Origin of the sequence: Devosia sp., assembly GCF_039927955.1 — a bacterium.
Taxonomy (GTDB): domain Bacteria; phylum Pseudomonadota; class Alphaproteobacteria; order Rhizobiales; family Devosiaceae; genus Devosia.
In genome coordinates this window covers 1-14896 of record NZ_JBDSUA010000053.1, presented here as the reverse complement: position 1 = coordinate 14896, position 14896 = coordinate 1, and the positions used below count along the sequence as shown (strand labels likewise).

Genomic DNA, 14896 nt, shown 5'->3' with positions numbered 1-14896 from the left:
CATCGGACAAATGCGCGATGATCCGCTCATCAGCTTGCCGGCAGTTCCCGCACGCTGATCATCCCGGCCAAGCCGGAAATGCGTGGAGGCCCTGCCTCAGTTACACCACGCTATGGGGCACGATCTGCCCGAAGGGCGGGCCAGCTAGTCGAGCTTGTGCGTTCGAGCAAGTCGCATCGGTTCAAAATCTAGTTCTGCAAATCGCAGGCGCTCTTGATGAACGCGCGCAACGCCACAGCACACGATTTTGGACGGCCGTCCCCAAGCCAGCGCTTAAAGGGGCGCGGAGAGCCCCAGGCGGCGCCACAATCGCTCACTGCCCCAATCACTTTTTGGAACGGAGACGCAACGACCTCAGGCCGTTAGCCGTTCATCCCAACGTTAATAACCAATATGGCGGCTGCGTGGGGCGGGCGTTCCTGCATAGGAGAATCCATGACCTTTCTGAAAACGACATTTGTTATCGCGACCCTCGTTGGGTCTTCTGTCCTGCCAACCCTGGTACAGGCCGCTACGACCGCGCCCGAGCCAAACGGCACCTTTGTGGACAGTTTTGGTACATCCTTCACATTCTCGCTCTGCGGAGACGCCGGCACCGACCTGTGCGGGACCCTGAATACATTGAAGGGCGCGTCTGCCACTGGTGAAAACCTGGCCTTTGTCGGCAAGCAGGTTATGCGCGCAAAGCAGGTCGCACCAAATCAGTGGAAGGGTTCTCTCGAGGCCGGCGGAATGAGCGCTGAAGCCACGGTAACGATGACCAGTGGTGAGACCATCGACATTCAGGGATGCCGGTCAATTCTTTGCCAGACCTTGACCTACACGCGCAGCGGCACTCCGGCATAGCCAAAGCACTCAACCATTAGCTGGGCCAAAATTCACGCCTCGGCCGAACGGCCGGGGCGTCTTCTTGGCATTCGTCACCCACCGTGTCCTTTACTGGCAAGTCAGGGGAACCACTGAACCCTGCTAGTGCATCCTTGACCAGATGCCGAAGCGCTGGCCTGTTCGGCTTGCCGCCTCGGCACCGGTCGATCCAGCGCGGCTATCGTTCACCAGCGGCGCCACGGACAAACCCAAGGTGATGGTCCGAAGCCACGGCTTTCTTGTGACACAGGGCGCGGCGCTCCATCCACTTGTCGCGCCCCGCGACGACGCGGTAGATCCGGTAGCCTTTCGGGTTTTCGTGCTCGCCAACCTTGCCCGCGACCACTTCAGTGCTGCCCAATGCCCCGCCCTACGGACCTTGCTGACCCGCGACGGGCCAGAGCCAGAGCACCGGTCACTTTTGAGTCGAGCAGCTGTATCCTAGCGACGCCAGAAGCGGCCACCCCTCCGACCCACCAAGCCCAGAACAAGCAGCAGCAAGATAGCTCCGAGCGTCGCATTTACGATCGAAGCGACGATGCCCGTGCCCAGGAACACCCCGATCTGGGGGAACAGCCAGCTTCCGATGAGGGCGCCAACAATGCCAATGGCGATGTTGCCCAGCAAGCCGAAGCCGTAGCCACGAACGATCTGGCCGGCGAGCCATCCAGCGATCGCACCCACCAGGAGAATAATTAGCAGGCTTTCGGTGCTCAGTTGCATTTTCGGGACTCCAGCGCCGAATGGCGTGGCGCTGACGGTATAGTGTTGTGAGGCCTCGGCCTAGGTGTCGAAGCCATGAAGGTTGTTCATTCGAGGAGGAACTGGGGCAACTGGGGTTGCAAAATCAAACCAGCTTCAGCGGAGCTCCCCGAATGAACGTTTACAACAATGCGCAGCTGCCTGCAGGTCTTCACGTTCGATGTATGGCGCCTGTCGGTCGAGACCGCTGCAGCGATCTGGAGCAATGGGCTCCCGCGGCTTGTGTGTTGTTGTGGCCTCTACTACGCTGTCTTCATGGCGGATATTGATACACCAAAACCAATAAAGCCCAGGACTTTTTCAGACCAGTTGATGGAGGCTGCGGCGCGGGTTGGAGAACTGCCGAATGAGGAAGTTGCTCGTCTCATGATGAAGGCCGCTATTAGGCTTCGGGTGGTTCAGGAAACCGGGATCAAGCTGGAGCACATTCCAGTCGCGGCATATCACCTCTTGCGGCGGATCTCGCGCGGGCCTGTGGCCGCATCAGATGAAATGGGACATGACGAGGAGCAGGCCGTTGGCTTCCTGCTGTCGCGCGACCTGATCGTCAAATCCGATGACGGAAGTCAATTGTCGATCACTGCAGCAGGCGAAGAACTCGGTGAAATCGCTGACGAGCGCATTTAGGCTGCCTCGACGCCGGAAGGCCTCTCCAGGCGATCGAGCCATTATCGAGACAGTTTCAAGAGGCCATATGGAATGACCGCTATCGCCTGATCTGTTGCCAAAGGAGGCCAGCCGGCATTCTTCGCGACAACAGGACTCAAGCAAGGTCCAGCTTCGGCCAGAGCTTATTGTGATGCGGCGCGACTTCCGTGTCGATCGCCGATTGTGCGTGGCGCAGCGCCGCGGAGCCAATCCTCCAGTTGCCGCGCAGGCATGGGCCTCGCGAAAGCGTAGCCTTGCAGGAAGTCGCAGCCGATCTCGCTGAGTACGCGGGCCTGCTCCATCGTTTCGACCCCTTCAGCAACAACCTTGATACCAAGCGTACGCCCTATATCGACGATGGAGGCTACGAGCCGCTGCTGACCCTGGCTTGTTGCCACCGGTTCGATCAGTTGCCGATCGATCTTGAAGCGCCGCGGCATCAGACGCAGCAGGCTGACGAACGAGGTGTGGCCGGTCCCAAAGTCATCCACATCGATGCCGATCCCCATTTCCTTGATGGCATCGATGTTCCAGGCAACGCGATCATCGAACTCATCCAGAAATATGGACTCGAGGAACTCAAAGGAAATCGTCCCGGGCTGGATTTTGAGTTTGCGGAGAGAGGGAACCAGGTCTTCATCGCTCAGACGCCGAAATGAGACATTGACCGACACAGACCCGATTGGCAGTCCCTGGCTCTGCCAACGCGCGAGGTCGCCGATTGCTGTGGTTAGAATATCGCGATCGATCCTGGCCAAAACGTTGAGGTCTTCAGCGATCTTCAGGAAGCGGCCCGGCGGCAGTATCCCCTCCGTAGGATGCCGCCATCGGACCAGGGCTTCCGCCCCGACCGGCTCATGGGTATGGGCGTCGACCAACGGCTGATAGTAGGGGACAAATTCCATCTGTTCGATGCCGCGCAGGATGTCATCGGCAATTCGCTTGTTGGATTCGAGCTCCTCCTGCAGCGCCTTGGAGAAGAATTCATGACGGTTCCGGCCATGTCCCTTGGCCCGATAGAGCGCCATGTCGCCATTGATAAGCACCCGCGCGGGATCGATCCTGGAGCCGCTCTCGATCGCGATTCCTACACTGGCGCCGATACGGCAGAAATGGCCTTCATAGGGGATAGGCATCTGAACGGACGCGATAATTCGGTCGGCCAGGGCCGATAACTTCTGCGGATCGGTTTGATTGAGGCAAACGATCACGAATTCGTCACCGCCGACGCGGGCCACGAAGTGGCCGACCCCGACCGCTTCCGACAGTAGCTTTGCGACATGTTTGAGTACTGCGTCGCCAGCGGTATGGCCGAGCGTATCATTGATCTGCTTGAAACGGTCGAGATCAATGTGAAGGATTGCCAGTCCTGATTGAGGACTATCCTGATTTTTCTCGGCGAACCTGGCGATGATTTCGTCGAGGTAACGTCTGTTCGGCAAGCCTGTCAGGGCGTCATGAAGCGACTGGCTTTCGATCCGCGCCTTGGCGGATTCGAGTTCGGCATTTCGCGCTTCGGCAAGGAAGTTGGCCATGCGGAGGCTCTCGGACAGTGCAACTTCTTCGGTGACGTCGGCGTTTACGCCAATTAATTTTGGCGTGCCGTCGGCGTCCCGGAAAAATGCTGCGTCTGCGGCGATGGTTCGGATTTCCCCGTCCGGCCTGACAATCCGGTATCTCTCCCTGAACGTGCTCTGGTCGGCGACTGACTGGGCAAGTGCCAGTAAAATGCGGGGTGCGTCCTCAGGGTGGACGGCTCGTTCCCATTCGGTGGCGGTTATGACGCGCCGCTCCGACGACATTCCAAAGATTTCGAGTATGCGCTTGTCCCAAAAGAGTTCACCCGTCTCGAGGTTGCCTTCGAAGACACCAATTCGAGAGACCCTGAGCGCGATCTCAAGCCGGTGCGTCAGATCCTGCAGCTGCTGTTCCTGCAGCTTTTTTTGGGTGATGTCTGTGTCGGTTCCGATCATGCGAATAGGCGAACCATCGGGAGCCCAGGCGTCAGCCGCACCGGTGCTCGAAATCCAGATGTAGTGCCCATCCCGGTGGCGTTCGCGATACTCGAGGGCGTTGTGCGGAATTTCCCCGGAATTTTGCCTGGCGACAGTGTCCTGGACCCGACCGCGATCGGCGGGATGAACCCGCTGCAGCCAGGCTGCGACGCTACTATCGACCTCTTCGTCGACGTCGAAACCCCGCATGCGTTTCCACATTGGCGAGTAGAAGACGCTGTTGTTCGCGATATCTGCTTCCCAGACACCTTTACCAGCATTCTCAAGCGCGAAGGCCCAGCGTTTTTCGCTCGCGCCAAGCGCCGCCTCTGATTGCTTTTGATCGGTGACGTCTTGCGACATTACGAGCAAATACTGAGGTTTGTTAGCTTCGTCCAGGATCGGCATCTTGACCGTACGCAGGGTGCGGAGACCTTTGTGACGCGTGCTGATTTGCTCTTCGGCGATCACCAGCATTTCGCCCGAGGCGAGGACTTCTCTGTCTCGCGCCACAAATTGCGCAGCCTGATCCTCGGGAAAAAGGTCAAAGTCGTTTTTGCCCAGAAACTCCTCTCGGGCCACTCCGGTCAGTTCCTCGCCGGCGCGGTTGACCAGCACAAAGCGAAGCCCCGTCGCCTCCTTTACGCCGATCGTGGCCGGGATGTTCTCAATCACCTTGCTGAGAAAGTCCGTCGTGAGGTACAGCACATCGGGCTGCCTGGCCGCCTTTGCGTCGAACATCGTCGTGCTAGCGGCAGCGATTCGGGCAGCCTCGGTCCGAATTCTCTTTGTCATAGTGCGCGCCGACCTTGTCCAACCCAGGCGGCTATCATCCTGCGAAAGGGTGAAGACGGACTAAATGGCATTCCTGATCCGCCGGTTCTTACACTCAGCCACCGACAAAAAACGATGGTCTATGGCCGGTCTGTTGCCGTTGCCGCCGATGTCGGTTCGTCGCCAGGCACCATGTTTGCTTCGGCAAGGTGGCGCTACTGTTCCTTGGTATCCTCGTAGACCAGTAAGCGCTCGTTGCAGTCCCCGGCACGGGCGAATTGGACCAGGCGCTGGATCAGGATGTCGGTAAGGATGGAGCCTTCGGCGAGCAGCAGGCGGCCGTCGTTGGAAAGCACGTCCTGGGCGACCTGGTTGCCGTTGCGGAGCGAGGTGACGGTGACTTCCTTTTTGACGATGGGCGCCTTAGCGGCGCTGGCGGCTTCTGCTCCAAGGGCGTTGGCGATGGTTTGCAGCATGGCATTGTCGTAGCGCTTGGTGGCCAGGCGCAGGAGATCCAGAGCATCGGCGTTGCTGAGTTTTTTGGCGGCGGCCAGATCGACGAGATTGATCAGAATATGCAGCAAGCGTGAAACGACCGGCAGATCATTGCCTCGGGGCCCGACTGTCGGGCTGCCGCTGCCATCAAAGCCGCGATGGCACAGGCCGACAATGTTGGCGACGTTCTCGAGGCGCGGGATATTGCGCAGCAAGTCGGCCGAGACCAGTGTGCTCTGGTCGATCAGCAGTTGATCCTTGGGCGACAACGGCAGATTGGCGGCGTACCGGGCCGAGACCACCTCGGGGACTGCGACCAGACCCAGCGGGTAAAGCATGGCCGCCAGTTCCAACTCCCAGTGGTGAGGCACCTTGATGGACTTGGCGGCCAAGATGGCGAGCTGGTGGACGCGGGCGGACTTCTCGAACAGGTCAGGACGCGTCAGCGTCATCAAGTCGGTCATCAGCTTGATGCTTCCGGCCAACGTCGTTTCCAGCAGCCGCTTTTCCTCGGCCTTTACGGCGTAGAGCGCCGCAGCGTCGGCGATCGTTTGCAGCAGTTCTTCGGTTTCGTACGGCTTGCGCACAAACCTGAAGACCTGGCCGGAATTTATCGCAGCCATCGCGGTGGCCTGATCATCATTGCCAGTCTGCATGATGCGCACAACCAATGGCCAGCGTCGCGCGACTTCAGCAAGAAATTCCACGCCCTTCATGGCGGGCATGTTCTGGTCGGATACGACGATCTCGATTGTGTCGTCGGCGTCCAGTATCTCCAACGCCTGTGCGGCGCTTTCTGCAATGATCATATCGACCCTGCCACGCGAAACGCGACGGGCCCCGTTCAACAGGTTCACATTATCATCGACAAACAGCACTCGTGGTAAATTGGTCACTTGTGGGCCGCCTCGACGTGTGGTGCCGCAACCTTACCGTGCGACGCTGCACATTGGGCGGCCAGGGTGCCCAGTTCCTGCGCTGTGTTCCATTCAGAGTTACACCCGCCAAGATGCACCAGGCTTCGAACCAATGCGGCGGGCAGTCCAAACAGAGCGCAGACGTAGGCCGGCAGATGATTCCATTCCGCCGAACCATCGGCAAAACGGTCGCTCTCCTGCGCCAATTGGGCAAAGAGCACTGTGGCATAGGCGGCGGCCATTTGTTCGGCCGTAGCGCCGTTTGCCGCGGCGCGGGTCCGGGCGATCAGTGCTGCCTGGGCGAGAAACTGGCGATCAGGTCCCGCCGATGGAGCCGCATCTTGCTCGCCGCCCAGTCGATCCGTATCCAGCAGGCAAGAAATCCGGTCAAGGCCCAGAACTGCCACTGCGCGGGCGATGTCGGTGGTCGCATTCGGGCGCCCAAAATAGGCGGAATTTACGACTTGCAGAATGCGCACGGCGAGGGACGGGTCTTGAATGATCACCCCGGTCACCTCCACCAAATCGGGATCGGCGGCGTCGAGCAGCTCCCGCAGGCGGGTCAGTGAGCCGGGATTGGCCTTGATCCGATCAAATAGTGAGCGGCTGCGGTCGATTTTGAAATCAGCATTATCGGAAACCAGGTCGAGAGGAGTCTGAATGGCGCGGTAAATCATGTCTGGCGTCGCGGGCTTGGACAGAAACTGATGGCTGCGGCCCACGATCCGACAGGAGAGGTCAAGATCTGCCTCGCCGGATAGGGCAAAGCGAAACATGCCCGGCCACTTCTGCGAGACCGTTTCAAGCAATTGGGCGCCGTCCATTTCCGGCATGCGCATATCGGTGACCAGCACGTCGACGTCCGCAGTTTCGATGATTTGCAGGGCCTCGACCCCGCTCAAACAGAACAGCACATCCCACTGTTGAGCGTAGGCGCGCATGGTGCGCTTGAGGCCCGACAGGATATTGGGTTCATCGTCGACGAATAGAACGACCGGTTTCATCAGGCGACCAATTCGGCTTCGGCGGCTTTGCCGCTGATGGGCAAGCGGACGGTGAAGGTCGTGCCTTCGCCCGGCGCACTGACGCAATCAATCGTGCCACCATGTTTGCCGGTGACGATGGCAAAGCAGATCGCCAGCCCCTGACCTGTGCCCTTGCCGACATCCTTGGTGGTGAAGAACGGATCAAAGATCCGGTTGATCACATGGGGTGGAATGCCGCAGCCATTGTCCCGGACGGAAATTTCGACGAAACCTTGGGCGCGCCTGGTTGAGACTTCAATCCGCCCAGGGCCCTCCTTGCCCTTTTCACCGATGGCTTGTGCGGCGTTGACCACCAGATTGAGGATCACCTGATTGATGTCGCCAGGGTGGCAGTTCACCAGCGGAAGCGTCGTATCAAAGTCCACCGCGACTTCAGCGACATATTTCCATTGGTTGCGAGAGACCACGAGGGTAGTTTCGATCACGGCGTTGATGTCGGCATCGACGGCATCTTCCTGGCCGGGGTGGGAAAATTCCTTGATCGCCTTGACGATGCTGGCGACCTGGGCGATGCCTTCAAGGGACTGGCTCAGTGATTGCGGAACTTCGTCGATCAGGAAATCCAGATCGATCTGGCGGGCGTCTTTGTCGATCTCGGCAATGGCCTCGATGCTGCCAGAGGCAGCGAGCGCCCCGCGGCACTTTTTGAGTAGGCCGACAAGCTGGTCGAAACTATCCTGGGCAAAGCGGATATTGTCGCCGACATATTGAATCGGCGTGTTGATTTCGTGGGCCACGCCGCTAGCCAGGGTGCCCAGCGATTCCATTTTCTGGGCATGGCTCAACTCACGCTCCAGTTGCGCTTTTTGCTGATCCGAGGCCAGCTTCTGAGTGATGTCTTCGACCGTCAGCACGTAGCCGCCTTGCTCCAGCGGTGTCCGCGAATATTCCAGGGTGACGCCGTCCAGGGGCCTTATGTGAAGGAATTTGGAGGCGGTGAGCATGCGGGCGTCGTCCATCCGCTGGGCGACCAGATCGTCGACATCGCCCTCGCCATATTCGCCGCGGGTGGCATGAAAGCGGAAGATGTCTTGCAGAGTGGAGCCGACGGGGAACCAGTGCTCATCCAACTGGGTAATGTCGTAGAAACCGCGATTGGCGACGGTGAGCACGAAATCTTTGTTGAACATGCAGATACCGCCCGGAAAATTCTCCAGTGTGGTGTTCAGCCGCTGCACGCTTTGTGCGGCCTGAAGCTCCAACGCCTTGCGGGCCGTCTCCAATTCCTTGCGCGGCGTAATATCGCGGGCAATGCCAACCAGGCCGACGATCTCGTTCTGCTCGTTGCGCAACGGCACTTTGGTCGACGACATCCATTTGGTACTGCCAGAGGCGTCAATAATAACCTCTTCGGTATCGAGCACCGGTTGGCCGCTGTTCAGGATGCTCTGTTCCGCATCGTAAAATTGCTGTGCAATGTCGGGGCCATGCAGATCGAAGTCCGAGAGGCCGACCATCTCGCTGGTCCTGTCTCGTCCATTGTCGAACGCGAGGGCCTTGTTGGCGAAGACAAATCGGCTGTCCTTGTCCTTGACCCACAAATAGTCGGGGACCCAATCGATCAGCGTTTGAAGCGAGATGCGCTCGTCTGCCACCGGGCGGGTGGCCTTGATCGCGGTAATGTCCTCGTGGGTGGCCACCCAGCCGCCATCAGGCATCGGCTGGTGGCAGACGTGGATGGTGCGCCCGTCTTTGAGGTCGGCCACCCAAACCTTGGGCTCATTCGCGACACTGACGGTGGTACACCAATCGACATAGTCATTGGTGGCCATGGTGGAGGTGCCGGCCACCATGCGGTGCTCGGCGATTTCACGCAGCGTGGTGCCGGGCGGAATTTGCTCGGGGGTGAGGCGATACATTTCTGCATAGCGGCGATTGCACAGTATCAGCCGTTGTTCGCCGTCGAAAAAACAAACGCCCTGCGAGATTTTTTCGATGGCGGTTTCATAGCGCAAAGCCTGGACCTCCATCGCGGCGATGGTGGCGCGAAGGCCTCGTTCGGTGGCTTCGTGGGCGGCTGCCGTCAGTTTGGCAAGCGTCTCAATGCCGTTGCGAACAGGCTCTGGCTTGTTCCGGTTGGTCTGATTGACTGGCATGCGCTAGACCCTCGTCGAGGCGTTACGGATCAAATGGCTTGCCATGAATGTAATGGGCTGAACTTAACTGCCGGTGAAAGTCGGGAATATAATGATGGCTCGGCGAGGCTGAGACTTCCCAGGCAAACTCAAGTCAAACGATCACGCGCCCGTTCGAGCGATTTGCCACGCAGCGTCGCGGGCTAGACCCGACGGATAGGACCAGGGTAGCGGCCCACGCGCTCGTCAACCGTCAAAAGTTCGATGCCGGAAATCGTGGCCTGAGCGATCAGCAGACGGTCGAATGGATCTTTATGAATCGGAGGTAGATCGACGACCGCGACCGCGTGCTCCCCAGTTATCGCCAGCTCAACATAACCGTTATCCAGCAGCCCGCGACGTAGCAGCCGAGGATCGACCTGGAAATCCTCGCGACCCAGGCCGCGCTTGATCGCTATTTCCCAAAGACTTGCGGGACTAAAAAGCATTACCGTATCTGGGTTTTCGAGCACGTCCCTTGCCGCGGCAGGCAGGCGGCCAGGCTCCGCGGCCGCCCAGAGCAGAATATGGGTGTCGAGCAGTATCTTCATGAGCCCATGCCGAACAGGTGCTCGATTTCGGTCTCACCCATTCGGTCAAAGTCGTCCGGCACAACAAATTGCCCGCTCATGAACCCCAGGCGGCGCGTTTCCGCAGCGCCGGGCTGGTCGAGGGGCACAACTTTCACCATTGGCTTGCCGGCTTTAGCGATGATAAATGCCTCGCCCTTGGACGCCCTCTCGACGAGGCGTGACAGGTGGGTCTTGGCATCGTGGATGTTGACCGTCTGAACCATAGCGTCCTCGATGAGCTTAGTTTAGTTTAGTAAACTTAGTTTACTTGGGGCGCCGTGGCAAGATCAGCCGGACGCATTAAGCCATGGAAGCAAGTTGCTGCATCGAAGCGTCAGCGGCCCGTTAGGCGGTTCAATGCAAACCGACTGGTCGACAGAAGGCGTCGCTATCAAAGTGATGATGGATTTGGCGAAGCCGGCCAACTAGTGGATCAGCATTGCGGGGAAGTCCAGGGCCGGCAGATCCTACCTGCTCCCCTCGCAACCCACGGAACCACTCGCTCACTGGGGTGTTATGGCTCGTTGAGCGTTCGGCACTTTTGGCGCCTGGGAGCACATGGACACTTCGGAAAACTACCTTGCTTCGGGTTCCTCCGAGGGGCGCTACCGCCTGTTGGTGGAGGCTATCGCCGACTATGCAATTTATCTGCTCGATACCGACGGTACAGTCGTGAACTGGAACCTCGGAGCGCAGCGCTTCAAGGGCTATACAGCAGAGGAAATCGTCGGCCAGAATTTCGCTAAATTCTATTCGGAGGAGGAACGGGCCAACGGTGCGCCGGCGCGCAACTTGGCGCGGGCCGCTACCGAAGGCCGTTTTGAAGAGGAAGGCTGGCGTGTTCGGAAAGACGGCACGCGGTTTTGGGCCAGCGTCGTCATCGACCGTATCGTTGAACCGGAAGGCAAGCTGGTTGGTTTTGCCAAGATTACCCGGGACCTTACCGAACGACGGGCACGCGATGAGGCACTGCGGCTCAGCGAGGAACAATTTCGCCTGCTCGTCGAAGGGGTGACCGACTACGCCCTCTATATGCTCGACACCGACGGCAAGGTCGTCAGTTGGAACACCGGCGCCGAGCGCATCAAGGGCTATACCGAAGCTGAAATCCTGGGGCAGCACTTCTCGATATTTTATGCCAAAGAAGAGCGCCATGGCGGCGAACCACAACGGAACCTCGACATTGCCCGCACCGCAGGCAGTGTCGAGCGCGAGGGGTGGCGTGTCCGCAAGGATGGATCGACCTTCTACGCTCATATTGTAATCGACGCGCTCTACAATGAGCAGAAAGAACTCATCGGTTTTGCCAAGGTGACCAGAGACATCACCCGTCAGCGAGAGACCCAAAGCCAGTTGGAACAGGCCCGTGAAGCTCTATTCCAGGCGCAGAAGATGGAAGCCATCGGGCAGTTAACCGGAGGCGTCGCCCACGACTTCAACAACTTACTGATGGCTATCTTGGGAAGCCTTGAAATCGTGCAACGGCGGATCAATGTCGATCCTCAGATATCTCCGTTCCTCGACAATGCCGTTCAGGGTGCGCAGCGCGGGGCCGCCTTGACCCAGCGCATGCTGGCGTTCGCCCGCCGGCAGGAACTCACGATAGGCCCGGTGGATGTTCCCGATACCGTCAGAGGAATGCACGATATCCTTGAGCAATCGCTCGGTCCGTCGATTTTTGTGGCGACAAATTTTTCTCCCGCTCTCCCGAAAGCTAAAACAGACCAGGCGCAGCTCGAGTCTGCCCTCCTGAACCTGGCCCTGAATGCGCGCGATGCTATGCCGGGGGGCGGACAAATTGCGATTGCGGCGGAACGCCGGAGCGCGCCGCCAAGCGGTACGCCTAAGCCGGGCGACTACGTGGTGCTGTCCGTGACCGATGCTGGCGAAGGCATGGACGAGGCCACGCTCTCAAGGGCGACGGAACCGTTTTTCACCACGAAGGGAGTTGGCAAGGGTACCGGCCTGGGACTGTCAATGGTCCATGGTCTGGCGGAGCAGTCGGGCGGAGCCTTTATGCTGACAAGCGCGCTGGGCAAGGGGACCACAGCTGAGCTATGGCTGCCGTTGGCCGCGGATCAGGGTGTTGCCGCGCAAGCTGTCGCCAACGATCGGAGTGCCGGCGCCGGCGAACGCAAAAGGGTTCTCGTGGTCGATGACGATTTCCTGGTGCTGTTAAACACCGTCACCATGGCAGAGGAATTGGGTCACCAGGTGTTCGAGGCCAGCTCTGGCACCGAGGCCCTTTCCATCCTTGAGCAAGAGGGCATTGACCTTCTCATCACCGACTATTCGATGCCCAAGATGTCTGGAGGGCAATTGGCAATGCAGGCTTCGGAGCGCTGGCCCGATCTGAAGATCCTGGTTGCGACCGGCTATGCGGAAATGCCTGAAGAGCACAAAGGCCGGTTTGAGCGGTTGGGCAAACCGTTTTCCGCCGCCGAGCTTGAGGCCGCGATCGAACGAGCGAACTGATCTGTCTGGAGCGGCCGACCAGGCCAGGCGACCGCTGGCGCGAACTGTGCAAGGTACATTTTCCGACCTGATGGATAGACGCGCAGGCCCAAGCCCTTCAATTTCATTTTCAGGCTGGGCGCGAGAAGATGTTGACCACATTGCCGTCCGGATCGCGCAGCAGCATCGAGCGGTTGCCCCAGGGCATGTCGGCGGGCTGCATGGCGTAGTCGATATCGACCCCTTCCAGCCGCGACCGCACTGCATCCACGTCAGCAACGTTGAACTCGATGATCGCGGAGCGATTGGCGCCGGCGATGGCCGCGCCGGCGTTGAATTGCCTGATCATCCGTTCGGACGAAATGGCGAGAACCAGGCCGTTGCCCGCGCGCAGTTCGGCAAAGTCCGGGCTTGGACGCGACGGCGTGATGCCGCTCAGCATGGCGTAGAAGGTGACAAGGGTGTCGACATTGCTGGTGACGAGGCGGATGGAAGCGAGCTGCATTTTGATCTCCTGCTTTGATGCGGAGAGCTTGCCCGGGGCAGTTGTCAGCGTTTGTCAGCAGGCTTCATGGGTTCAACGATGACCAGTTCCCTTCCCGCAGTTCGGCCAGCAGAGGCCCCAGATCGTCCTTGCGCTCGATCAGGTCGGCGACGGGCGAACCGGTGCCGGGCGGGCCGACGAAGATGGCGCCGAGCAGTCGGGTCTGGTCGGCGATGATGGCGCGGTACTGGTCGTGGCCATTGTCGGGATCGAGCAGAATGGCGTGATCGGCTGATTGCGGGGCGATCAGGCCGAAGCCTTTGACGTCGATGCCGTCCATCTTGAGGCTGACCAGGGTATTGGGCTCGGTATAGGCGGTGTCGTGGCCGAACAGCGCTGCGGCGGCGATGCGGCCCTGTGCGGCGCTGACGGCCCACAGGCCGCCGATAGCGCCAGGGAGTTCGGCGACATCGCCGACGGCAAAGATGTGCGGGTCGGAGGTGCGCATCGACTGGTCGACGAGGACGCCGCGCCTGGTGGCGAGGCCGGCGGCCTGAGCGATTTCGATATTGGGCTGGATGCCGGCGCAGGTGACCATGATATCGGCGTCGAGCGTAGTGCCGTCCTTGAGTTCAACGCCGGTCAGGCGGGTGTCACCCATACAGCGGTTGAGTTCGGCATGGGGGATGACGGTGACGCCAAGCCCCTCCAGATAGTGGGTGAGGATTTCGCCGCCCCGCTCATCGAGTTGGCGGTTCATCAGCCGCGAGCTGCGCTGCAGGATGGTGACGCTGAGGCCGAGCTGGCGCAGTGCGTCGGCAGCTTCGATGCCGAGCACGCCGCCGCCGACGACGATGGCGGTGCGGCAGGCATGAGACTGGCGGAAGGCGCGGATGGTGATGGCGTCGCTGGCTTCGCGCAGCACAAAGCATCCATCGAGATCGTCGCCGGGGACATTGGCGGAGGCGGCGCGGCTGCCTTGGGCAAGGACCAGCCGATCATAAGGCAGGGTTTCGCCAGTGCCGAGATGGACTTCCTGTTTGGCGGTGTCGATGGCCGTGGCGCTGGTATTGAGCCAGAGCGTGACCGACTTTTTCTCGGCCCAGTCATGGCCTTGCAGGAACAGGCCGGCCATCGCGGAACGACCGTAGAGGACGCGACCAATGGCCATGCGGTTGTAAAACAGCTCGGGTTCGCGGGCGACCATATCGATGGCGCAGGTGGGCGACAGGCGGCGGATTTCGTCGGCCGCGGCCGCGCCGGCCGCGCCATTGCCGATGATGACGACGCGGTTGATGCCGGTGGCGACGGCCATATCGACGGCGGGAATTTCGGGAACCGGCACGGGTAACGAATGCGGATCAAGCTTGGTGTCGATGGTGACGCCGCCGCGCGTAGCCTTGCAGACGCAGGCCATGCGGGCGCGCCCGTTGAGGCCGAGGCGGTTGAGGGTATCGAGTTCAGTGGCGCTGGGCTCGCTGAGGTGTTCCTGGCCATCGATGACAGCGACCGGATCGGCGCCGCACATGCCCATGCGGCAGCCATAATCGATCTTGATGCCGGCAGATTCCAGTCCTTCGAGCAGGGAGCGGTTTGGATGCGCCGCAAACCCCTGGCCGGTGCCCCGATCGAGCACGATATCGGCCGCCGGCTGCGGCGCGCCGGCTTCGCGCAAGGCGGGGAGATCGACGGCGACCCGGGGTTCGGCGGGGGCGTTGAGGCGGGCGAAGGCGCGCTCTTCGGCAAGGCCGGAATAGGCAATACGCGCC

Annotated in this window: 13 protein-coding genes; 3 read left to right on the top strand and 10 right to left on the bottom strand. The window is 60.1% G+C overall.

Annotated elements, in window-relative coordinates:
• The first annotated feature begins 435 nt into the window (after positions 1–435).
• Positions 436–846: a hypothetical protein gene (locus ABIT12_RS13495; protein WP_348042779.1), complete on the top strand. Its 411-nt coding sequence runs from the start codon at positions 436–438 to the stop codon at positions 844–846.
• Positions 847–1045: 199 nt separating this feature from the next.
• On the opposite strand, the gene ABIT12_RS13490 is transcribed toward ABIT12_RS13495, so the two are convergent.
• Positions 1046–1228 (bottom strand): hypothetical protein, encoded by a 183-nt coding sequence (locus ABIT12_RS13490; RefSeq protein ID WP_348042778.1) that lies wholly within the window; start codon positions 1226–1228, stop codon positions 1046–1048.
• An 80-nt stretch (positions 1229–1308) separates the two neighbouring features.
• Entirely contained in the window at positions 1309–1590 is a 282-nt protein-coding gene (locus ABIT12_RS13485; RefSeq protein WP_348042777.1) for a GlsB/YeaQ/YmgE family stress response membrane protein, read from the bottom strand.
• Positions 1591–1884: 294 nt separating this feature from the next.
• On the opposite strand from ABIT12_RS13485, the gene ABIT12_RS13480 reads away from it, so the two are divergent.
• Positions 1885–2256: a hypothetical protein gene (locus ABIT12_RS13480; RefSeq protein WP_348042776.1), complete on the top strand. Its 372-nt coding sequence runs from the start codon at positions 1885–1887 to the stop codon at positions 2254–2256.
• 164 nt (positions 2257–2420) lie between these two features.
• Here the strand turns inward: ABIT12_RS13480 and ABIT12_RS13475 are convergent, their stop codons facing one another.
• The 6 genes from ABIT12_RS13475 to ABIT12_RS13450 form a co-directional block, all read right to left on the bottom strand.
• Complete coding sequence (locus tag ABIT12_RS13475; RefSeq protein ID WP_348042775.1) at positions 2421–5012, bottom strand: EAL domain-containing protein; 2592 nt, start codon at positions 5010–5012, stop codon at positions 2421–2423.
• Positions 5013–5260: 248 nt separating this feature from the next.
• A complete protein-coding gene (locus ABIT12_RS13470; protein ID WP_348042774.1) occupies positions 5261–6436 on the bottom strand; it encodes an HD domain-containing phosphohydrolase in 1176 nt (391 codons plus the stop codon).
• The gene (locus tag ABIT12_RS13465; RefSeq protein ID WP_348042780.1) at positions 6433–7461 is read right to left on the bottom strand and encodes a response regulator; all 1029 of its coding nucleotides are present in this window, start codon (positions 7459–7461) and stop codon (positions 6433–6435) included. Before ABIT12_RS13465 ends, ABIT12_RS13470 begins: the two co-directional genes overlap by 4 nt.
• Positions 7461–9599: a PAS-domain containing protein gene (locus tag ABIT12_RS13460; RefSeq protein WP_348042773.1), complete on the bottom strand. Its 2139-nt coding sequence runs from the start codon at positions 9597–9599 to the stop codon at positions 7461–7463. The genes ABIT12_RS13465 and ABIT12_RS13460 overlap by 1 nt, the downstream gene beginning before the upstream one ends.
• 182 nt (positions 9600–9781) lie before the next feature.
• Complete coding sequence (locus tag ABIT12_RS13455; RefSeq protein ID WP_348042772.1) at positions 9782–10168, bottom strand: type II toxin-antitoxin system VapC family toxin; 387 nt, start codon at positions 10166–10168, stop codon at positions 9782–9784.
• Positions 10165–10413: a type II toxin-antitoxin system prevent-host-death family antitoxin gene (locus ABIT12_RS13450; RefSeq protein ID WP_348042771.1), complete on the bottom strand. Its 249-nt coding sequence runs from the start codon at positions 10411–10413 to the stop codon at positions 10165–10167. The genes ABIT12_RS13455 and ABIT12_RS13450 overlap by 4 nt, the downstream gene beginning before the upstream one ends.
• A 334-nt stretch (positions 10414–10747) precedes the next feature.
• Here ABIT12_RS13450 and ABIT12_RS13445 point away from each other — a divergent pair, with 334 nt between their 5' ends.
• Positions 10748–12664: a PAS domain S-box protein gene (locus tag ABIT12_RS13445; RefSeq protein WP_348042770.1), complete on the top strand. Its 1917-nt coding sequence runs from the start codon at positions 10748–10750 to the stop codon at positions 12662–12664.
• 109 nt (positions 12665–12773) lie between these two features.
• Here the strand turns inward: ABIT12_RS13445 and ABIT12_RS13440 are convergent, their stop codons facing one another.
• Both ABIT12_RS13440 and ABIT12_RS13435 read right to left on the bottom strand, forming a co-directional pair.
• A complete protein-coding gene (locus tag ABIT12_RS13440) occupies positions 12774–13148 on the bottom strand; it encodes a VOC family protein (RefSeq protein WP_348042769.1) in 375 nt (124 codons plus the stop codon).
• A 64-nt stretch (positions 13149–13212) separates the two neighbouring features.
• Positions 13213–14896, bottom strand: a 1684-nt coding sequence (locus ABIT12_RS13435; protein WP_348042768.1) for an FAD-dependent oxidoreductase, incomplete at its 5' end; no start/stop codon positions are given.